We start from the raw sequence: 20141 nt of genomic DNA on the forward strand, positions 1-20141 counted from the left end.
TTACAAATGACTACTTTTTTGCAGGGAAGGAGAACGTTATGAAGAAGAAGGCGCGAACGGGAAAACAACGGAAGCCGCTATTTATCGTGGATAATCCGAATGCGATGGAACTCAGCTGGCTGGATGAAATAAAAGATCAGAAAAAAACGGGAAAAACGAACGAGAATACCCCAGCGGATAAGAGCGCAAACATAAGAGCGGTCGTCTTGGAGGAACCGCCGGTCACTGCGGCTAAACCTTCCAAAAACGAGGATGGAGGCCAGGCTAGCGGTCAGGCTGCGCCGAATCGTACGGAGCAGACTGCTATGAACGAGACCGGTCGAGTATCCGGAACGCAATCCGGGGAGCAGCCGAACAAAGATCCAGAAGCACGTCCCGAAGCTCGTCTTTCGGATGAATCGACTCCACCGGAGCAGGGGCAAGAGGAATTCAATGCGGCTATTGTCACAGATGCCGATGAACTGGCTGAAGCCGAAATATTTTTTGCGGTAAGCGACGGGGCGGGTGCGCTGCAAGATGAACCGGATTTTGAGGAACCTATCGTTCAATCGGAAGGGGAGATTTCCGGGAATCGTGAAGCGGCTCGGGATACGAATGAATCCGGAACCAATCAGGAACAAGGCCGCGAGCATGCGGAAGAGGATATCTTGGAGGAAGAATTGCGTTTTTTCGCCGATTCGAAGACGGAGCAGCAGACGACAGCCGTGGAACCGAACGTTTCGCCTTCGATCGTTATTTTGGAACGCAAAAAACCGAACAAGAACATTCCGTTTATTTACACCGACGATATCGCGGATGGAGCCATAACAAACGAGAAGATCGCCCCGCACGGAATCGACGGTTCCAAGCTGAAACCGGAAAGCGTGGTGACGGCGGCGATCACGGATTACGCGGTCGATCGAAACAAGCTGGCCGACGGAGCGGTCACCTCGGCAAAAATCGCACCCGAGTCGATCACGTCCGAGCATCTGACTCGAAACGCAATATCGGGAAGCAAAATCCGCGACCGGTCCATCACCGGAGAAAAACTGAAAGATAATAGTATCACGTCGGATAAGCTGGCCGACAAAACGATCGACTCGATGAAAATCGCCGAAAAATCGATTCAGGCCAAGCATTTGAACGATCTGATCATCACTTCCAATCTCATTCAAGATCAGGCGATCACGTCGGAGAAAATCAAGAGCGGGGCGATTCATTCCGAAAATCTGGCCAACTACATCATCGATACTTCCAAGCTGGATGACGGGGCCGTAACTACGGAAAAATTGCGCGAGCAAGCCGTTACGTCGGACAAAATTGCCGAATCGAGCATCGGACCGAAGCATTTGCAGCAAGGGGCTTTTGCAAGCGAGCATCTGGCTCCGGGATCGATCGAAGGCCATCACATCGCCAAAGAGCATGTGAAGCAAGAGCATTTGGCGCCCGGAGTCATCGGCACGAAGCATTTGGCCGATCATTCCGTCACGGCCGACAAGCTGGCCGACAACGTCATCGGTTCCACAAAACTCCAGCCGAAGTCGATCAAGCAGTATCATATCGGCGACGAGGATATTGTGACGAAGCATTTGGCCGATCGCGCCGTCACCTCGCTTAAGCTGAGCGATCAAGCCGTCACGACCGCCAAGCTGGTCGATCATGCGGTCACCGCTTCCAAGATTGCCGATCAAAGCATCGTCCCGCAAAAAATCGCCGATGAAGCGGTACTCGTTCGGCATATTTCCAAGTCGGCGATTACGAGCGAGAAGATCGGAGAGCATGCCGTCCTTGCCGAGCATTTGGCCGATAAGGCGGTGGCGACCCGGCATATTCAAGCGCAATCGATCACGACCGCGCTGGTGCGGGACGGCGGCATTACGTCGGACAAAATTGCGCTGGAATCCATCGGCGGCCAGCACCTTGCTCCCGGATCGGTCACGACTCGGCACTTTGCAGAGGCTTCGATCAACGGCATGAAGCTTGCACCGATCAGCGTAGGAACCGACAAGCTGGTGGATGGCTCGGTGACGGCCGAGAAGCTCGGCGATCATAGTGTTACGGCAGCCAAAATCAATGACAACGCCGTACTGAGCGAGCATTTGTCCGAACAGTCGGTTACGGAGAGATCGATCCGCGATCAGGCGGTGGATGCCCGGCACCTGAAGCCGGATATCATTGGTCCTGAGCATATCAAGGCCGGCGCGGTCGAAGAAGAGATGCTGATGGACGGCAGCGTGACCGCCGGCAAGATCGCGGCTGAAGCGGTGGAGGAGCGTCATATTCGCGCAGGCGCAATCCAGTCGTCCCATGTTGCCGAGCATGCCATTACATCGCTGCAGCTGTCGCCGGAAAGCGTGGCGACCGACAAGCTGGCCGACTTTGCGGTGACGTCCGGCAAGCTGGCCGACCGAGTCGTTACGGCGGATAAAATCGCGCTAGGCACGATCGACGCCGGCCATCTGGCTAAAGGAGCCGTAAACGAACATGCGCTGCAGGAAGGCTCGATTCATGCCCGGCATTTGCATGGCAAAGTATTGACCTCCGAACATATTCAAGATTTGGCCATCGTTAGCGACATGCTCCAGAACGGCTCGATTACGGAGCTGAAGCTTCAGGACGGAGCCGTCAGCGGGGCGAAGCTGGCGGAGCAGGCCGTTTCCGGCGAGCATCTCCGCCAAGGAGCGATCGACAGCGGCCATCTGCGTGAAGGGATCGTACACGGCGGCCACCTCGCAGGCGGAGCGGTGGAGGAGCGGCATTTGGCCGACGGAAGCATTAGCCGGAGCAAGCTTCAGGAGCAGACGGTAGCGTCCGAGCATCTGGTCGAACGGTCGATTGGCGCGCAGCATCTGCAAGAAGGCTCCGTGTCCGCGGAGCATTTGGCGGACGGTATCATCGGCACCGGCCATATCGCTCCTTCCGCGGTAGGGTCGGCGCAAATTGCGGAAGGTGCAGTGGAGTCCCGGCACTTGGTGCCATCGTCCGTCGCCGAAGAACATTTGTCGGACGGCAGCGTCACGGCGGAGAAGCTGGCCGCCGGGTCCGTCACGTCGAACCATCTGTCGGACGGAGCGGTTGGTGCCGACAAGCTGCAGCTTGGAGCCGTACTGAGCGAGCATATCGCCGAAGGCGCCGTGACGGAAGAGGCGATTGCGACCGGCGCGGTTGAATCGCGGCATCTGAAGCCGAGAATCATTACGTTCGAGCATATTGCCAGCGATGCCGTGAAGGAGCAGATGATCAGCGATTTCAGTGTGACGAGCGATAAAATTTCGCCTTATGCGATCAACGACCGGCATATTCAAGCAGGGGCAATCCAATCGTACCATCTGGCGAATCATGCGGTAACCTCGTTGAAACTATCCGAAGAAAGCGTATCGACCGACAAGCTGGCCGATTTTGCGGTCACCGCCGTAAAAATCGCCGACCAGACGATCACTTCGGATAAAATCGCCAATCATGCAATCGAAACAAAGCATTTCGCCATCGGTGCCGTAACGGAGCATGTACTGCGTGAAAATACGGTTCATGCCTACCATCTCGTCGATAAAGCCGTCACGGCCGATCATATCCAGGATGAAGCGGTGTCGAAAGAAATGCTTCAGCCCGGCAGCGTGGTCACCGACAAAATCGCGAACGGCGCCGTCGTCGCCGAGAAGATCGCGCCGGACTCCATTGCCGGGCACCATCTGAAGGCCGAATCGGTGCAAGGCGTACATCTTCAGGAAAGCTCCGTGCGGGCTTATCATCTCGATGCGCAGTCTGTCACCGAGCACCAACTGGCGGAACGGAGCGTTAGCGGCGGCAAGCTGCAGGAGAAGTCCGTTTCCGGCGAACACCTGGCAGAGCTGTCGGTAAGCGGCGAGAAAATACGGCCGGGCTCGATCGAATCCAGACACTTGACGGCGGATTTGGTGCAGATGGAGCATATTGCGGAACACGCTGTCGGCGAAAAACAAATTCGCGAGCAAAGCGTCACCTCCGCCATGCTTCAGCCGAACATCGTGACCGAGGATAAACTAGCCGAGCGCAGCGTAAGCGGCAGCCGCTTGCAGCCGGACGCCGTCAATACGTCACATATTCGTTCGGGGGCCATAACGGCTGACAAATTATCTTCGCATAGCGTCGCCGACACGCACATCTCCGAGCAAGCCATAGGTACGCGACACCTCCAGCCGGGGACCGTCGCCGCCAGCCATATGCAGATGAACTCGGTGTCGAGCGGGGCGCTGCAGGACTTGGCGGTAACGACAGAGAAGCTCGCGACCGGAGCGGTGAGCGGCGACAAGCTGGCGCCGGAAGTCGTTGCCGGCAAGCATATCAAATTCGAGACGATTCAAGGCTACCATATCAAAAAAGGATCCGTCACCGCGCACCATTTGGCGCCGGGTACTTTTACGGCCGATCATCTCGCCGATGACAGCATCGACGGCAGCAAGCTGCAGCCGGGGGCCATCTCCGCCGAACATTTGCAGGAAGGCTCAGTCAGCGCCAGAGTCCTTCAAGCCGGTGCGGTGACGCAGGAGAAGCTGGCTTTGTCTGCGGTAACGCCGGATAAAATTGCAGCTGATGCCGTCGGCGGCGTGCACATCCGCACGAATGCGATCGGAGCCGGCCATCTGGCGCCGGAGTCGGTCGGTTCGTCGCATATCGGCGAAGGCGCAGTGGGAAGACGGCATTTGCAGGAGCAGTCCGTCGGGCCGGAGCAATTGACGGCGAACGCCGTAAGCAGCTCGGCTTTGCAGAACGGAGCGGTCACGTCGGAGAAGCTGGAAGACGGCAGCGTGACGGCAAGCAAGCTGGCTGACGGCCAGCTGGAAGGACGGCATTTGAAGGCGGATGCGATACAAGGCGTTCATGTCGAATACGGAGCGATCAAGTCGCATCATATCGGGGAACGAAGCATCGTATCCATTCATGTCAAGGAGCAATCGATCGGCGCGGAGCACCTGCAGCAGAATATCGTTGGCACGCAAATGCTGCGCGATGGGGCCATCACCGGCGACAAACTGGCGGACGGCTCCGTGTCGGCAAAGCATCTGACGGACGGCATCGTTGCCGGGCGTCATCTGGAACCGGAGTCGATTGACGAAAGCCATATCCGTTCCGGCGCCATTCGTGCCGGGCATGTGAGCAACGCCGCGATCGGCGCGGATCATCTTGCGGAAGGAAGTGTCGACGGCGCGCATCTCCGGGATCAAGCCGTAGAAAGCCGGCACCTGAGCGCGGCGTCGGTGTCGTCGGAGACGCTCGCCGACCGTTCCGTGACGGCCGAGAAGCTTGCGGAAGGTAGCGTCGAAGGCGCGCATCTCCGGGATCAAGCCGTGGAAGGCCGGCACTTGAGCGCGGCATCGGTATCGTCGGAAACGCTAGCCGACCGTTCCGTAACGGCTGAGAAGCTTGCGGAAGGGAGCGTCGAAGGCGCGCATCTCCGGGATCAAGCCGTGGAAGGTCGGCACCTAAGCGCGGCGTCGGTATCGTCGGAAACGCTGGCCGATCGTTCTGTGACGGCCGAGAAGCTGGCGCCCGGCAGCGTAGGAAGCGAGCAGCTCGCACCGGAATCGGTAAACGCGGAGCACCTCGCGGCCGAAGCCGTCAATAGCTCGCACATTCGATTCGAAGCGATCCATTCATGGCATCTGGCCGAGAAGGCGATTGGCAAGGAGCAGCTTGGGGAGGGTGTCGTTACGGCGGCGCATTTGTCCGAACGTGCGGTTGGGGGCGCACAGCTCGGCGAAGCGGCGGTAAACAGCGAGCACCTGGCCGACGGTGCGGTGACCGGCGGCAAGCTGGCTGCCGAAGCCGTTACTGCGGACGCCATAGCGGCGGAAACGATCGACGGCAACCACATTCGGGCTAGCGCCATCGACGCGATTCATATTCGTCCCGGCGTGATCAACGGGGTTCATATCGAAAGCGGTTCGATCGGAAACGGGCATTTGGCGGACGGCAGCATCGGCGGCAGCAAGCTCCAGCCGGCCGCGGTTAACAGCGAGCACTTGGCCGGCGGTTCGGTAACAAGCGATAAGCTAGGTTCCGGCTCGGTATTCAGCGAGCATATCGCCAGCGAAGCGATTGTTTCCGGGCACTTGAGCGAAGCATCCGTTAGCGGCAAGCACATTCAAGAGCAAGCGATCGTCACGATGCTGCTCCAGGATGGCGCCGTAACTTCGGCGAAGCTGGCGGACGGAGCCGTCGGTGAAGCGCAGCTCGCGAAAGGCACGGTCAGCGGCGAGCATATCCGGGCTTTCGCCATCACGTCGGAGCACATAACGGATGGCAGCATCGGCACGGAGAAGCTCGCCCAACACAGCATCGGCAGCGACAAGCTGCGTATCGGCGCCATCGAGCGCTGGCATCTCGCCGAGCAGGCCGTCACCACGTCGGCGATCGCCGACGGCGCCATCACGGCCGAGAAGCTGGCACCGGGCTGCATCGAATCGCAGTTGCTGAACGAAGGCGCGATTACGGCGCAGAAGCTGGCGGAAGGCGCGATCGGATCGCAGCACATTCAATCGGATGCCGTCGGAACGGAACACCTCCGCCAAGGAGCCGTCCACGACGTTCATCTCGCGGAAGGCGCGATCGGGTCGCAGCACATTCAGCCGGATGCCGTCGGAACGGAACACCTCCGCCAAGGAGCCGTCCACGACGTACATCTCGCGGAAGGCTCGATCGGATCGCAGCATATTCAGCCGGATGCCGTCGGAACGGAACATCTTCGCCACGGAGCCGTCCACGACGTGCATCTCGCGGAAGGCGCGATCGGATCGCAGCATATTCAATCGGATGCCGTCGGAACGGAACACCTCCGCCAAGGAGCCGTCCACGACGTACATCTCGCGGAAGGCTCGATCGGATCGCAGCATATTCAGCCGGATGCCGTCGGAACGGAACACCTCCGCCAAGGAGCCGTCCACGACGTGCATCTCGCGGAAGGCTCGATCGGATCGCAGCACATTCAGCCGGATGCCGTCGGAACGGAACATCTTCGCCAAGGAGCCGTCCACGACGTGCATCTCGCGGAAGGCGCCATATGGTCTGCACATCTGCGCCAGGAATCCGTCGGCGGCGAGCATATTCGCAACTTCTCGATCCACGACCTGCATTTGAGCGAAGAAGCGGTCACGACGAGAAAGCTGGCACAAGGCGCCGTAACCGCGGAGAAACTGGCGGAATCGTCGGTTGGCGGCACTCATCTCCGGGCAGACTCCGTCACTGCCGACCATATTCAGGAAGGCTCCATCGGAACGGAGAAGCTGGCGGTTCATGCCGTAACGTCCGACAGGCTGGCCGATGGCGCCGTCAACGGCACGCATATTGCGCAAGGCGCCGTCGACGGCATCCACATTCGTCCGGGATCGCTAAGCTCGCTGCATTTTGAGCCGGGTACGTTTGCCGGAAGTCAGATCGAATGGAACAGCATCGAAAGCGGGCACATTCGCGAGCAGGCGATCGGGACGGAACAGCTGCAGAACGGAGCGGTGACGGCGGAGAAGCTGGCCGCCGGAGTCATTGCGGGCGATTGCCTGACGGACGACGCGATTGAAGCCAGGCATTTGCAGAACGACAGCGTATCGGCGCGTCATATTCAACAAGGCGCCATACATTCCGGACATTTGGCCGAAGGCAACGTCACTTCGCGGCACTTGGCGGAAGGCTCCGTGCTGAACGCTCATATTCAAGCGCAGTCGATCGGCGGCGAGCATCTGCGTATCGGATCGGTAACGGAAGAGCATCTGGCGGAAGGGACCGTGACGAACGACAAGCTGGCAATGTCGTCTGTGACAAGCGACAAATTGGGCGTCCAGTCTGTCGACAGCATTCATATTCGCCACGGCGCCGTTGACGGCAGCCATGTGCGCGCCGGTTCCTTGAATGCCAGACATCTTGAGCCCGGAACCTTTACCGGCGAGCAGCTTGCACCGGACAGCATAAACGGAGACAAACTGCGTATCGGCTCTATAGGCTCCGCGCACTTGGCGGAAGGCTCCATTACGAGCGAGAAGCTTGGCTGGGGATCGGTTCAAGGCGATCATCTCGCCGCATCGGCAGTCGATACAAGGCATATCGCCCCGCAAGCCGTCGGTTCGGAGCACATGCAAGCGGGCGCGATTTCCGAGTTTCATCTGCAGGACGGGGCCGTTACGGCAAACAAATTGGGCGGTCACTCCGTCCAAGGCGAGCATTTGGCATTCCATGCCGTCGACGGCAGCCATATCGCGCCACAAGCCATCGGCATGCAGCATTTGGGCGGAGGCAGCGTAGGCGAAGAGCAGATCGCCGAGCGAAGCATCGGTGCAGAGCATCTGCAAGACCAGGCGATCTCCGGCAGGCATTTTAGCGAGTCGTCGGTAACAACGCCGGCCATCGCCGATAGAGCGGTCACGGGCGGCAAGCTGGCCGCCGCGAGCATTCATCGGGAGCATTTGACCGAAGGCGCGGTAGCTGCGGCGCATCTTGCGGAACATTCGGTTACCGCCAGCCATATTCACCCGGAATCGATCCTGTCGGAGCATGTAACGCGACGTTCGATCGGATCCGGCCATATTGCCGAAGGATCGATCGGAGGGGCCCACATCCGGGCGCAATCGGTCGGAAGCGAGCACATCCGCAACTTCGCCGTGACCGACATGCATCTCGCGGATGAATCGGTAACAACCGAGAAACTTGCGCCTTCGTCCGTTACTGAATCCATCATCGCCAACGGCGCGATCGATAGCTTCCATATTCGGGGTAAAGCGATTAACGGCAGCCACATTATGCCGGGCTCGATCGGTCCTGTGCATCTGGAGAAAGGCGCCCTGCAGCTGGAGCATTTCAACGGGGTTACGATCGGCTCCGAGCAGTTGCGCAAGCAGGCGATTCGGACCGAACACATCCAGGAGCATGCGATTTCCAAAACGCTGCTGCAGGATCATGCCGTAACGGCGGAGAAGCTGGCGAACGAAGCGGTGACCGGCGAGAAGTTGTCTGCGAATGCCGTTGAGTCGAGGCATTTGAAGCACGGAGCCGTCCAAAGTGATCACCTGCAGCAAGGCGCGGTCCGTGAACAGCATTTGGCGGATGCTTCGGTTACGGAGCAGAAGCTGGCGTTTACGCCGATTCAGGCAAGCAGCGGCCAACCCGCAACCGTTCAGCAGTTCGGCATTGTACCTTTCCATTTCTCCGATCATGAGGAGAAGGTGAGCATTGCCGTTGCATTAGGCGAACCGTTCGCGGACGATCAATATGTTATCGTGGCAATGACGAACCATGCATCCTGCTACGCCGTACTTCGGGAAAAAACGGCATCGGAGGCGACCATCGATATCGTTCGGGCAAAATTCAGTCCGCATCCGTCCGGGTTCATCAACTGGATCGCCATCGGGCGCAAAGCATAAAGCGTATAACGTAAAGATTTCCGTTAACACCTATTTGCCTTTCGGTTCATCCGGCGATCCGATCGGGCGCAGCTTGCACAAGCTGCGCCTTTTTGCCGTGTTTCCGGGTGTACGTCGCGCGATAGATGACATGTGCCGTTGCGTATAAGACATGGATACATACAATGTGTTTAAAAAGAAAGGCGAGGTGGGCGCGTGCCGAAACTGAAACGGAAATTCAGATCACCGCTTCAGGGCGGCAACGGTCTGCCTGCCGGACTTCCCGAAGCCAGTGCGAGTATGAAAGTTTCGATCGTTATTCCCGTTATGAACGAACGAAGGATGATCGTCGGCGTTTTGCATGAAGCGAGCCGCGTCGATCCGGGAGCAGAGCTGATCGTCGTCGCGAACGGTTCGACCGACGGATCGCGCGAGCTTGTCGGCGATCATCTGGAGTCGATCGATTACTTGTTCAATACGTCGATCGGAACGCAAAAAGCAACGGACTTAACCGAAAACGGGATAACGTGAGGTGATCTCATGAAACGGTTGGCGAGACGAACTCCGTCTAAAGCCGGCAGGCGAAACGCAAACCCCGGGCTGCTGTCCGCCGCCTGCGAAGGGGGGAGAAGCGATGCGATTCCGGCATTCCGCCTTGGGTTAAATCCTTCGTGCCAAGCGTTGAATCGAGTGGACGGCATGGGTTCATGGCCTCGCAGGAGTAGGTTTCGTACATTTCCGGTCATGATCAAGGCTGCGAAACGATACAACGGCGCTTATTGCCGAACCGCTCGCGGCATGCAAGGCGGAGCGCGTCAACACTTGGGCGATACTGTACGCAAACGGGATAGGGCAAGCGAAAACGCGCGATGAATAAACATGCGCGGGTTACGATCCGTATTTTTCTACGCAAGAAATAATGATTGTTATTCCGAATATCGGGAAGGAGCGATCCGTTTGAAAGGAGTCCTATTGGCAGGAGGGCACGGGACACGACTGCGCCCTCTGACAAGCTACATCAATAAGCATATGCTGCCTGTCGGCAAGTATCCGATGATTCATTACGCCGTCGACAAGCTCAAATCGGCTGGTATCACCGATATTTTGCTCATTACCGGCAAATTTTCGGCCGGTTTATATATTGATTTTTTCGGGAGCGGCAAGTCGTGGGGCGTCGAAATGACTTACCGGATTCAGGAGGAAGCCGGAGGAATCGCACAAGCGCTAGCGCTTGCGGAAGGCTTCGTACAGCCGGGAGACTCGTTTGTCGCCCTGCTTGGAGACAACTTGTTCGAAGCCCCGCTCGAGCCGTATGTGAAGCAGTTTGCCGGTCAAGGCGGGGGAGCGCGCGTACTGCTTAAGCAGGTAGAAGATCCGAGCCGATACGGGGTTCCCGTTTTTCATGCCGATTCCAGCATCCGCCATATCGAAGAGAAGCCGCTTGATCCGCAATCGGACTACTGCGTCACCGGGATTTACATGTACGACTACGGCGTGTTTGACGTCATACGGCGAATCACTCCTTCGGCGCGCGGTGAACTCGAGATCACCGACGTAAATAATGTTTATGCGCAGGAAGGCCGTCTGCACCATAGTATGCTGTCGGGTTGGTGGACGGATGCGGGTACGTTCCGGACGCTTCGCGAAGCGGGGCGGATGCTGCAGGAGGATGAGCAATAAGACGGCTATTATCGTCGCTTGGTTAAAGACCAGCGTAATCAAGCGAAATAACGATACGGAAGGCGCGTCGGCGGCACAACCGATGAAAACTACGGCGAAGCGGAGGGACATTCGTTCCAACGCCTGGGGAGGATGAATGAGATGGCTATCATAAGGGAGCTGCCCCTTAGAAGGCGGCGATTGGTCCGCCCCAAACGAAACGTTCGCGCAGACCGTGGCTACCAGATCGGTTACGCCAAGGGGTATGCGGCGGGCTTCCAGGAGGGAACGGTTCGACTCGGCGAGCAACTGAATGTCACCAGTATCATCATTCCGACGTTTAACAAGAAGAAATACTTGATACAATGCATCAATAGCATTCGGGCCCATACCTCGCTGCCATATGAGATTATCGTCGTGGATAACGGCTCGACGGACGGAACGCGGGAGTATTTGCAGAAGCAAGGCAGGTCGATCCGATACTGGATCAACAAGAAGAACAGAGGTTTTGCCGGGGCGATCAATCAAGGTCTGATGATGGCGAAAGGCAGTACGCTGCTTTTATTGAACAACGACGTTATCGTAACGCATCGTTGGCTGGACAATATGCTCGCCTGCCTGAACAGCAATCCGGCGATCGGCATCGTCGGTCCCGTGACGAACAGAAGCAGCGGCAAGCAGCGCATTGCGGTCAATTACCGGTCGATTGCTAAGATGCACCGCTTTGCGGAAAACTTCAATCGTTCCGATCCGAATTTGTGGGAGACTGCCGATCGCGTGATAGGCTTCTGCATGCTCATGCCGAGAGAAGTGTTTCTACGGGTCGGGTATTTGGATGAAGGGTACGAGTACGGAAATTATGAAGATGACGATTTGAACGTACGCGTCAGAATGCTTGGCTACGAGCTTCGGATAGCTCGGGATACGTTCATCCACCACTATGGCAGTGTCAGCATACGCGCATTCGGTAAAAGGTTTGCCCGATGGACCGCGAAGAACAAGCGGTTCTATGCGGATAAATGGCAAACCCCCGAAGTGCTACAGGGTCATTTGCGGTTGACCGGCGCCGAAGCGGCTAAGGCCGGCGAAACGCGGCGGCAATCCAAAGATTTTTACCCGACCCGTTTCGTAGCCCGGGGTCCGGGTACGAACGTCTATTGGATCGAAGGTGGCGTACGTTGTCCGGTTCGAGGCGAGCTGCGCCTTCCGGCCGTCCGGATGTCGCTTGTCGACCTGCAGCAATGGCCGATCGGCGAACCCGTGTCCGCGGAACAAGTTACCGCGATATGGAATACGGTCAATGTGCCGAACGGACCGGACTATGCGGTCGAAGGACGGCTTTATCGAGGGTCGGATGGATCGGTATACCAATTCGCGGGCGGACGCTTGCACCGGTTCGTCGGGGCAAGAGCGAAGACGGCTTGGCCGCTGAAGTGGGATCAAACCTTGATGCTAAGCGACGAAGTGAAAAATACGCTCGCCGAGGGCAATCCCATCATTGTTCCTCCGGTCGTTCTTCCGGATTCCAAATGGTAACGATCCGCAAGCCGGCGGCCAGTTGGGCGATTGCCCCGTTGCACGGCCGGGCGGCTTGCATATGCTGTAGAACAACCGAGATTACGCTATTGTCCGGGAGGAAGCATCGATGCAGCGCAAAGTGACGGAAATCATTACGCATATGGCGAAATCCCATCTCGAGATGGCTCGAATTCTTGAAGCGAACCGGCAAATTGCCGTTCGTATGTCGAATATTATTCATGCTTTGCCGGATTCGAAGCTCGGGTTCGATGGGATAGAAGGCGTCATCGAAAAATCCGGCAATATTACGAAAAGCCTCGTTGCTTATTTAAACTGTATTGCAGAACTGGAAGAAGCGATGGCGGATACGGTTGGACATGTGATAAAAGAGATGGGAGAAGTAGACGAAGAGTAACCGGGGTTAGGGAGGGAAACGAGGGTGAGCAGAGAGCATGCTTATATGCAAATATTGGACGCAGCAGCCAAAATTCAACGCAATATCGCGATGATTTTGGAGGCCAAGGCGATTGAGACGGAAAAAGCGCGCAACTGGCTCGTCAATCATTTATCCGACCGTTCATTCAAAAGCCATACTGAGCAAATCGACCAATCGCTGACGATTCACGATCAGCTTCTCGATACGATTGACGGCTTGACCAAGCTTGAGAACGGCATGTCCCGGTATTTAAAAGTCGTGTTGGGACACGACGGAGAAGAATCGGGGTTGAGCGGTCTCGGCGAAGACGCGGGTGACAGAGGCGGATGAATATGACCGATCGGGAAAATGAAGCCAAGCTGGACATATTGAGCGCAGTTGCCCGAAGCCAAACGGCAATCGCCCGGATGATCGAGTCGATTGCGGACGTAACGGAGCAATCCGATCCGATGGCGGTAAGGCTTCGCGACAACATTCGGGTGATGACCAATTATCAGTTGGCCATCGCCCGCAAATTGACGGGAATGCGAATACGTCATATGCAGAAAGGGACGCCGAGCAAGCCCTGGTTTAATGTGAATCGCAGAAGGAGGAAGATTTCATGAATCGTCTGCGACTTCGAAAAACGAAGGCTCCGCGCCTGCTTCAAGCATCGGGGCGACCCCAAGCTCTTTCCGTCAAAAAACGTCCTATGCCCCCAGGAAGCGCAACCGGGCAAAGAATAAGCCCGAAGCGGCAATTGCGAAAAGCAATGCCAATCTTCGGTAAATTGCGCAAAAGAAGGACCGCGGCACGCCCGGAAACGGCAAAACGATACAACCGGCCGTATCGCGCCACATACAATAACGGTTACAATGCCGGCTTTGCCAAAGGGTTCGAGGATGGTCATTTGAATGCTTATGTGGCACAGCCATAGCTTGTGAACTTGTTCATAATATTGCAACAGCCCATTTTTGGCGGAATGCCGAAAATGGGCTGTTTTTATGGTTATGCCGCCCAGCGCAGCAGCAGACCGGCTTGCACCAACCCGCTTCCGAATCCGAAGAGCAGCATGAGATCTCCTGATTTCACCTTGCCTTCGCGAACGCCAAGATCGATGGCCAGAGGGATGGTCGCTGCGGACGTATTGCCGTAATGCACGAGACTGTACAATGTCTTCTCAAGCGGAAAGCCGGTTCGCTCGCAAATCGAATCAATAATGCGCAAATTCGCGCTATGCGGCACGAACCAGTCAATATCGTTCAACTCATAGCCGCTGTCTTGCAGCAACGACTTCATCCCGTCGGGAATGGTCGATACCGCCCATTTGTAAACTTCACGGCCGTTTTGAACGATTCGCCCGTCGCCCAGGAGCGGCTTGCCGTCAATCTGCTTGGAGATTCCGGAGGCGTACACATGAATGCCCCCTTGACCCTCGGCTTTCGTGTAAGAAGCCAAGAAGCCGGGCTGGCCGGCATCCCGCTCGACGAGAAAAGCCCCTGCCCCGTCGCCAAACAAGATGCAGGTTGAACGGTCGGTATAGTCGGTTACTTTCGATAACGTTTCCGCACCGATCACGAGAACTTTGCGGTGTGCACCGGCTGTAATCAACCCGTTGGCTAACTGTAGCCCATATACGAAACCCGCGCACGCCGCGCTCAAATCCATCGCACCCGCATGCGTCATGCCGAAATGCGCCTGCACTTTGGCCGCTACGCTCGGAAACGGCTGATCTGGCGTGGTCGTGCAGACAAGGATCATGTCGACGTCCTCTACAGCAACTTGATATCGTTCGACCATGTTGCGTACGGCCGCAAAAGCCAGGTCGCTCGTATATTCGTCGTCAGCCGCGATGCGTCGTTCCTTCATTCCCGTTCGCTGAACGATCCATTCGTCATTCGTTTCGACGAGCTGCTCCAAGTCATGATTGCTCAATACCTTCTCGGGAACGTAGGAGCCGATTGCCGTAATTTTCGCTTGCGAGATTAATTTCGCTGCCGATGACCGTGCCGCAGTTTCCATACGATCACACCCTATCTTCAAAGTTTATAATCAGGTATTAGTACCAGGTTCTAATAATTACACTATACTGCGATCGCTTCCTGCTGTCAATGAGAAGAAAATTTATAGGAAGGTGCAGGCGCGATAGACCAAGCAACGTTATAGTCGATCCTATGGGCATATGCCCAAGAAGGCAGCTTCTCGATTTCTGCTCGAGAAGCTGTTGTGCTTTTCGGAAAAAACGGTATGATGGTACCATATCCCAATAGGAAAAAATACATAGGAGGCGTTTTTCTTGTCAGAACCGAATTACGGCGGCCCTGCCGAGCCGCAGACTCAGCCGCAACAGCCGTATCGCCAGCCCGGTACGAATCCGATCGATTTCCAACGGATCAAAACACTGATGCTCAATCCGTTGAAATGTTTGGAAATGTCCGTCCAGAACCATATTTTGACCGGGATTTTAGGCATTGCCGCGGTAGCGGTCGGGTTTTTGCTTTGTTTGCTCATGATTCATCTACGGCTCAGCTCGTCGGGCGGTATTTTCAGCTTGCTAAGCGATGTGATGATGAGCTCCATCTTCAAACTGTTCATTCTTGGCCTTTTTTCACAAGCGGTGTTGCTGGGAGCGATATGGTTTATAGGCAATATGTTGTCGGGCATGAAGCTTGACGTAAAACAGATTTTGACCACGCTTGGCGGCGTTCAGTGGCTTGCTGGCGGGGGCATTGCGGCATCGGCCGTCATCACGCTGCTGATTCCGGCGATCGGTATCATGCTGATGTTCCTATTCCTGCTGATTGACCTTGTCTTCATCCTTATTGCGGGAATCGACCTGTACAATCTATCGGCATCCGACGAGAAAAAGGCGAGAATGGTCGTCTTTACGATCGGCGGTTATGGCATCGTAACCGGCGTTTTGTTCAACTTGATTATGTAGTCAGGACGCTTGTTTTTACCTCGTATAGGCATGTGGGACCGTGGCATTCTAACATTGTATTTATACAATCCACGAATGGAGGTCCATCATGCTTTCTGCCACGAAAATCGGATTAACGGCCGGTCTGGCCGTTTTGATGCTTGGCGCATCGGCCTGCTCGCCGAGACAAGGCGACATGGGAAACAAAAATATCCGTTCGAACCAAGTCAGACCTTATGCTACAGACCATCGTTATAACGCGGGGGCTACACCCGACGGCATAAACCGGTACAATACCGCAAGACCGTATGGAAACGTAACGCCTTATGCGGGCAATGCGCCTCATAATGCAACAGCTCCTCATGGCGGCCAAACGAAGATGGAGCTAAGCAAAAAAATCGCCGACCATATTACGGCCATGAATGAAGTTAAATCTTCTTACGTCATGCTGACAAATCAAAATGCATATGTCGCCGTCGTGCTGCACAGTACGGCGCCTTCGGCAACTCCGAAGGCTGTTCCTGGCCGGACGAACACTTCGGTTACTCCGAAGGCCGCCTCTTCGGCAACTCCGAAGGTTGCCTCCGGCCGGACGAAATCGGCTCCGAGCATGACCTCCGCCGACGTGCCGGCGGCCATTAAGAGCAAGATCGCCCAAAAAGTCAAATCCGTCGATCCGCGGGTGAAAAACGTATACGTCACGGCCAACCCCGATTTTGTCGGCCGCATGACCAGTTATGCGACAGAAGTCAAACGCGGCCGCCCGATTTCCGGTTTCGCAACGGAATTTTACTCGATGGTGCAGCGTTTGTTCCCGACGAACGCCGCAAAGCGTACGGTAAATCAGCCTGCGACGCCCGGGCATGCGCCTTCTCCAACAACCGGCGTTGGCCCGACGAGCCGAACCGCCAGGTAACCGCCCAATTTTATAGGAGAACGCACCAAGGTCCGCTGTCCTTCATAGTATAAATTTGACTGTATCCCTTAACCTTGTTAAACCATACAAACCCGAGCAAGGAGGGGTGACACTTTGAAGGGCAGCGACCACAAGAGCAAGTTTTTGTTGACCAATCGGGAAAGGGAAGTCTTTGAGTTGTTAGTGCAGGACAAAACAACCAGAGACATCGCTCAGCAATTGTTCATTAGCGAGAAAACCGTCAGGAATCACATCTCAAACGTTATGCAAAAATTGAACGTTAAAGGTCGTTCACAGGCGGTTGTCGAGCTAATACGGCTTGGGGAGTTAAAGATTTGACGGTGTTCCTCATACATCTCTGATGAACCTTCTTTCATCCGTTCCCTCGCAAGCGGGAAGGGTGAGAAGGTTTTTTGATTTTTTCACTCGTATTTACTCACTAGTATGGTGTCGTTGAAATCGGCCTTATATTCCTGTATGGTACAGAGTAGTATTCATTCAGACTGAGGATTCGTCGAGCGCAACTGATCGGCTTGTGGAAGGAGATTGCAATGAACGAGGCGTGGCAAATCGATTCGCATCAGGGAGGCGAAGTGATTCAAGTTAAGGTACCGCTTCCTTTTGCATTAAGATGGGTAAACAGTTATTTAGTACAAGGCGGTAAAGGCTATACGCTGATCGATCCCGGGCTGGGCACCGAGGAAGCCAAGTCGGGTTGGACGGATACGCTTTTGCGATTAGGGATCCGGTTTGCGGATATCGAGCAAATCGTGTTGACTCATTATCATCCCGACCATTACGGTCTTGCCGGCTGGTTCCAGCAACAAAGCGGCGCACCCGTGCTCATGTCGGAGACCGGCAATGACTACGCACAAAGGTTGTGGGGCCAAGGACAAACAATGTCGCGGCAGCTGCATGCTCTATACGTTCGGCATGGAATGGTCTCGCCGCAAATCGACGAAATATTGCCGCACATGGACAGCTTTCTCCCGCTAGTATCGCCGCACCCGCATGTACGGTTCATCGTGCCTGGACAAGCGGTGCGGCTCGGCGATCGCGAATACGTTTCGATCGAAACGCCGGGACATGCGGCCGGCCATCTATGTTTTTACGATGAAGAACGGCGCGTCATGTTCTGCGGCGACCAGGTTCTGCCGCATATTTCGCCGAATGTGAGCCTGCTGCCTGGAGGCGATGCCGACCCGCTGCAGCTGTTCCTGACAAGCTTGAAGTCGCTGACGGCTTACCCTGTCGCCTGGGCGTACCCGGGTCATCGCGACCCGTTTGCCGGGTTTGCCGAGCGGATCGCTCAATTGCTAAGGCATCATGAAGAACGTCTAAAGGCGATGAGCGACCTGCTCTCTACGCCCTCGACCGCTTACGAGGTATGTCTTGCCTCGTTCGGCAGCAAGCTGACGACACACCAGCTTCGGTTCGCGATGTCGGAGACGCTGGCTCATTTGGTTCATCTTGAGCATCAAGGGCTTGCGGAGCAGGTAGAGCGCGGAGATACGATTTACTTTGAGCGCCGTTGATAACGTATCGGGCACATAGGATTAGGAAAGGCAGCAATTCCAAGTCGCAGACTTCGATTTGCTGCCTTTTTACGTTGGGCATCACTACGAAACCGTTCCGTCCGACTCCAGCTGCGCTTGCTTTCGGTGCGCGATCCGGCTGCTGGCCGCCGCCGCGATGGCCCCTACGATGTCGTCCAGGAACGTATGCGTATGTTCGCCGGTTTTGTCGTTCAGCCTTTTGAGCACGCCCGGTTTCATTTTGTCGATGTACCCGAAGTTTGTAAACCCGATGCTGCCGTATACGTTCACGATCGACAGGGCGAGCACCTCGTCGCAGCCGTAAAGTCCTTCGTCGCTTTGCAGCATTTCCTGAAGCGGGCTCATGAGAGCGCCTTGTTCGGTCAGAATGTCCAGTTGAATGCCGGTTAATATCGCATTTTGCACCTCGCGCTTCGATAAAACGCGGTCGATATTGTCGATGCACTCCGTAAGTGTCAAATCGGCGTAATATTGCTTCTGAAGCAGCATCACCAGCTCGCCGATTTCTTCTTTGCGGACCCCGCGCCGCTCCAGCCACTGTTCCGCCGCAAGCGCAACCTTGGCGCTGTCCAAGCTGTATTGCGTTTGTTTCGTATCCATCGCATGCTCCTTCGCATCCATTCGTCGTATCGGTCTCGAATATGTAGTATGTCCAACAAGTGGGACAAAATGAATGAATAAATTGGACAAAGGCCCGTATACATAGTAGTACAAATCCACTTGGGGAGGATATGAAGATGAAACGCGACAGATGGATACGGCATATCGCCGTAACGAGCTTAATCGCATTGCCGCTGTTCACGGCCGGATGCAGCCTTATTCAGACGAGCCAGACGAACGGGCAGATCGATCCGCCGCAGACCGGAACGGAGACGGAGCAGGGGACAACGAACACGACGTCGGGGACATCGACGGACAACGGCAAGGAAACGGGGCAAAATTCGAATATTACGGTGTATTTGAAGGATGCCAAAGGGTATGTCGCACCGGTAAGTCTAAATGTAGGCTACGAGGAAGGCATCGCGAAGAAGTCGCTTCTGTACATGGTCGAAGACGGCGAATACAAGGACGAGCTGCCTGCCGGCTTTATGCCGCTGCTGCCGAAAGGGACGAAACTGACGGTCGACATCAAGGAGAATGTGGCATCCGTCGACTTTTCGAATCAGTTCACGGACTACAATGGCCAAGACGAACGAAAAATATTGGAAGCGATCACGTGGACGTTAACGGGCTTCCCGAACGTCAACGGGGTGAAGCTCTCCGTCAACGGCACCCCGCTCAAGGAAATGCCGGTCAACGGAACGCCGCTTGACGGCCCGCTGACAAGAACGATGGGCATCAATGTAGAAAAAGCGAACGGCGTCGAGTTCGGCGAATTTTCCGCGGTGACGCTTTATTTCTCCGCCTTGTCGCCCGAGGATGAGCAGTATTACGTTCCTGTGACCCGGCTCGTAAAACGGACGGATTCCATCGCGAAAACAGCGATTGAGCAGCTGATCGCCGGACCGGCGAACACGAATATTTTGAATTCGGTCATCATGCCGACAGTGAAGGTGCTCGATTTCAAGCAGCAGGACGATACCGTAACGGTGAACCTGAGCGACGATATTCTGAGCGCGGACAATACGGCGCCTGCGGAGCTGCTCCAATCGGTCGTATTGTCATTGACGGAAAATACCGGCGCGAAGAAAGTGCAAATTCTCGTCAACGGCCAAGCCGGACTGAAAGGAACGGACGATTCGGACTACAGCAAGCCGGTCGATCGTCCCGCGCATGTTAATGCGCTGAAATTGTAAATAATAATTAGAGAGTGGGG

The 20141-nt window shown here is 55.8% G+C and carries 17 protein-coding genes; 15 read left to right on the plus strand and 2 right to left on the minus strand.

The window, feature by feature from the left end:
* Positions 1 to 38: 38 nt before the first annotated feature.
* The 10 genes from AC0LWM_RS18050 (at position 39) to AC0LWM_RS18095 (ending at position 13870) form a co-directional block, all read left to right on the plus strand.
* Positions 39 to 9362: a WIAG-tail domain gene (locus AC0LWM_RS18050; protein ID WP_474676370.1), complete on the plus strand. Its 9324-nt coding sequence runs from the start codon at positions 39 to 41 to the stop codon at positions 9360 to 9362.
* A 195-nt stretch (positions 9363 to 9557) separates the two neighbouring features.
* A complete protein-coding gene (locus AC0LWM_RS18055) occupies positions 9558 to 9872 on the plus strand; it encodes a glycosyltransferase (protein ID WP_474676371.1) in 315 nt (104 codons plus the stop codon).
* 9 nt (positions 9873 to 9881) lie between these two features.
* Positions 9882 to 10214, plus strand: coding sequence for a hypothetical protein (locus AC0LWM_RS18060; RefSeq protein ID WP_474676372.1), 333 nt, complete (start codon positions 9882 to 9884; stop codon positions 10212 to 10214).
* Positions 10215 to 10298: 84 nt separating this feature from the next.
* Entirely contained in the window at positions 10299 to 11021 is a 723-nt protein-coding gene (locus AC0LWM_RS18065) for a sugar phosphate nucleotidyltransferase (protein WP_474676373.1), read from the plus strand.
* Entirely contained in the window at positions 11011 to 11157 is a 147-nt protein-coding gene (locus tag AC0LWM_RS18070) for a hypothetical protein (RefSeq protein WP_474676374.1), read from the plus strand. Before AC0LWM_RS18065 ends, AC0LWM_RS18070 begins: the two co-directional genes overlap by 11 nt.
* Positions 11158 to 11162: 5 nt before the next feature.
* On the plus strand, positions 11163 to 12536 hold the full coding sequence (locus AC0LWM_RS18075; protein ID WP_474676375.1) for a glycosyltransferase family 2 protein: 1374 nt from the start codon (positions 11163 to 11165) through the stop codon (positions 12534 to 12536).
* A gap of 109 nt (positions 12537 to 12645) precedes the next feature.
* Complete coding sequence (locus tag AC0LWM_RS18080) at positions 12646 to 12933, plus strand: nucleoside-diphosphate sugar epimerase (protein ID WP_474676376.1); 288 nt, start codon at positions 12646 to 12648, stop codon at positions 12931 to 12933.
* Between the two features lie 24 nt (positions 12934 to 12957).
* A complete protein-coding gene (locus AC0LWM_RS18085) occupies positions 12958 to 13284 on the plus strand; it encodes an alpha-helical endospore appendage domain-containing protein (protein WP_474676377.1) in 327 nt (108 codons plus the stop codon).
* Between the two features lie 2 nt (positions 13285 to 13286).
* A complete protein-coding gene (locus AC0LWM_RS18090) occupies positions 13287 to 13559 on the plus strand; it encodes a hypothetical protein (protein ID WP_474676378.1) in 273 nt (90 codons plus the stop codon).
* The gene (locus AC0LWM_RS18095) at positions 13556 to 13870 is read left to right on the plus strand and encodes a hypothetical protein (RefSeq protein WP_474676379.1); all 315 of its coding nucleotides are present in this window, start codon (positions 13556 to 13558) and stop codon (positions 13868 to 13870) included. Before AC0LWM_RS18090 ends, AC0LWM_RS18095 begins: the two co-directional genes overlap by 4 nt.
* A gap of 71 nt (positions 13871 to 13941) precedes the next feature.
* On the opposite strand, the gene AC0LWM_RS18100 is transcribed toward AC0LWM_RS18095, so the two are convergent.
* Positions 13942 to 14955 (minus strand): ketoacyl-ACP synthase III, encoded by a 1014-nt coding sequence (locus AC0LWM_RS18100; protein ID WP_474676380.1) that lies wholly within the window; start codon positions 14953 to 14955, stop codon positions 13942 to 13944.
* 274 nt (positions 14956 to 15229) lie between these two features.
* Between AC0LWM_RS18100 and AC0LWM_RS18105 the strand changes: the two genes are divergently transcribed.
* The 4 genes from AC0LWM_RS18105 (at position 15230) to AC0LWM_RS18120 (ending at position 18304) form a co-directional block, all read left to right on the plus strand.
* Positions 15230 to 15874: a hypothetical protein gene (locus tag AC0LWM_RS18105; protein WP_474676381.1), complete on the plus strand. Its 645-nt coding sequence runs from the start codon at positions 15230 to 15232 to the stop codon at positions 15872 to 15874.
* Between the two features lie 88 nt (positions 15875 to 15962).
* A complete protein-coding gene (locus tag AC0LWM_RS18110; protein ID WP_474676382.1) occupies positions 15963 to 16769 on the plus strand; it encodes a YhcN/YlaJ family sporulation lipoprotein in 807 nt (268 codons plus the stop codon).
* Between the two features lie 114 nt (positions 16770 to 16883).
* Positions 16884 to 17108 carry a helix-turn-helix domain-containing protein gene (locus tag AC0LWM_RS18115; protein ID WP_474676383.1) on the plus strand — a complete coding sequence of 75 codons (225 nt, stop codon included), beginning with the start codon at positions 16884 to 16886 and terminating at the stop codon, positions 17106 to 17108.
* A 212-nt stretch (positions 17109 to 17320) separates the two neighbouring features.
* Complete coding sequence (locus tag AC0LWM_RS18120; protein ID WP_474676384.1) at positions 17321 to 18304, plus strand: MBL fold metallo-hydrolase; 984 nt, start codon at positions 17321 to 17323, stop codon at positions 18302 to 18304.
* Positions 18305 to 18388: 84 nt separating this feature from the next.
* On the opposite strand, the gene AC0LWM_RS18125 is transcribed toward AC0LWM_RS18120, so the two are convergent.
* Entirely contained in the window at positions 18389 to 18925 is a 537-nt protein-coding gene (locus AC0LWM_RS18125; protein WP_474676385.1) for a phosphatidylglycerophosphatase A family protein, read from the minus strand.
* A gap of 137 nt (positions 18926 to 19062) precedes the next feature.
* Here AC0LWM_RS18125 and AC0LWM_RS18130 point away from each other — a divergent pair, with 137 nt between their 5' ends.
* Positions 19063 to 20121, plus strand: coding sequence for a GerMN domain-containing protein (locus tag AC0LWM_RS18130; RefSeq protein WP_474676386.1), 1059 nt, complete (start codon positions 19063 to 19065; stop codon positions 20119 to 20121).
* Positions 20122 to 20141 lie beyond the last annotated feature (20 nt).

The organism is Paenibacillus sp. sgz302148, from assembly GCF_056120465.1.

Bases quoted from the DNA above. Each gene is read 5' to 3' on its own strand.
- AC0LWM_RS18050 (WP_474676370.1), top strand. From the start codon at position 39: ATGAAGAAGAAGGCGCGAACGGGAAAACAACGGAAGCCGCTATTTATC.
- AC0LWM_RS18060 (WP_474676372.1), top strand. From the start codon at position 9,882: ATGAAACGGTTGGCGAGACGAACTCCGTCTAAAGCCGGCAGGCGAAAC.
- AC0LWM_RS18070 (WP_474676374.1), top strand. From the start codon at position 11,011: ATGAGCAATAAGACGGCTATTATCGTCGCTTGGTTAAAGACCAGCGTA.
- AC0LWM_RS18075 (WP_474676375.1), top strand. From the start codon at position 11,163: ATGGCTATCATAAGGGAGCTGCCCCTTAGAAGGCGGCGATTGGTCCGC.
- AC0LWM_RS18080 (WP_474676376.1), top strand. From the start codon at position 12,646: ATGCAGCGCAAAGTGACGGAAATCATTACGCATATGGCGAAATCCCAT.
- AC0LWM_RS18090 (WP_474676378.1), top strand. From the start codon at position 13,287: ATGACCGATCGGGAAAATGAAGCCAAGCTGGACATATTGAGCGCAGTT.
- AC0LWM_RS18095 (WP_474676379.1), top strand. From the start codon at position 13,556: ATGAATCGTCTGCGACTTCGAAAAACGAAGGCTCCGCGCCTGCTTCAA.
- AC0LWM_RS18100 (WP_474676380.1), bottom strand. From the start codon at position 14,955: ATGGAAACTGCGGCACGGTCATCGGCAGCGAAATTAATCTCGCAAGCG.
- AC0LWM_RS18110 (WP_474676382.1), top strand. From the start codon at position 15,963: ATGCTTTCTGCCACGAAAATCGGATTAACGGCCGGTCTGGCCGTTTTG.
- AC0LWM_RS18120 (WP_474676384.1), top strand. From the start codon at position 17,321: ATGAACGAGGCGTGGCAAATCGATTCGCATCAGGGAGGCGAAGTGATT.
- AC0LWM_RS18125 (WP_474676385.1), bottom strand. From the start codon at position 18,925: ATGGATACGAAACAAACGCAATACAGCTTGGACAGCGCCAAGGTTGCG.
- AC0LWM_RS18130 (WP_474676386.1), top strand. From the start codon at position 19,063: ATGAAACGCGACAGATGGATACGGCATATCGCCGTAACGAGCTTAATC.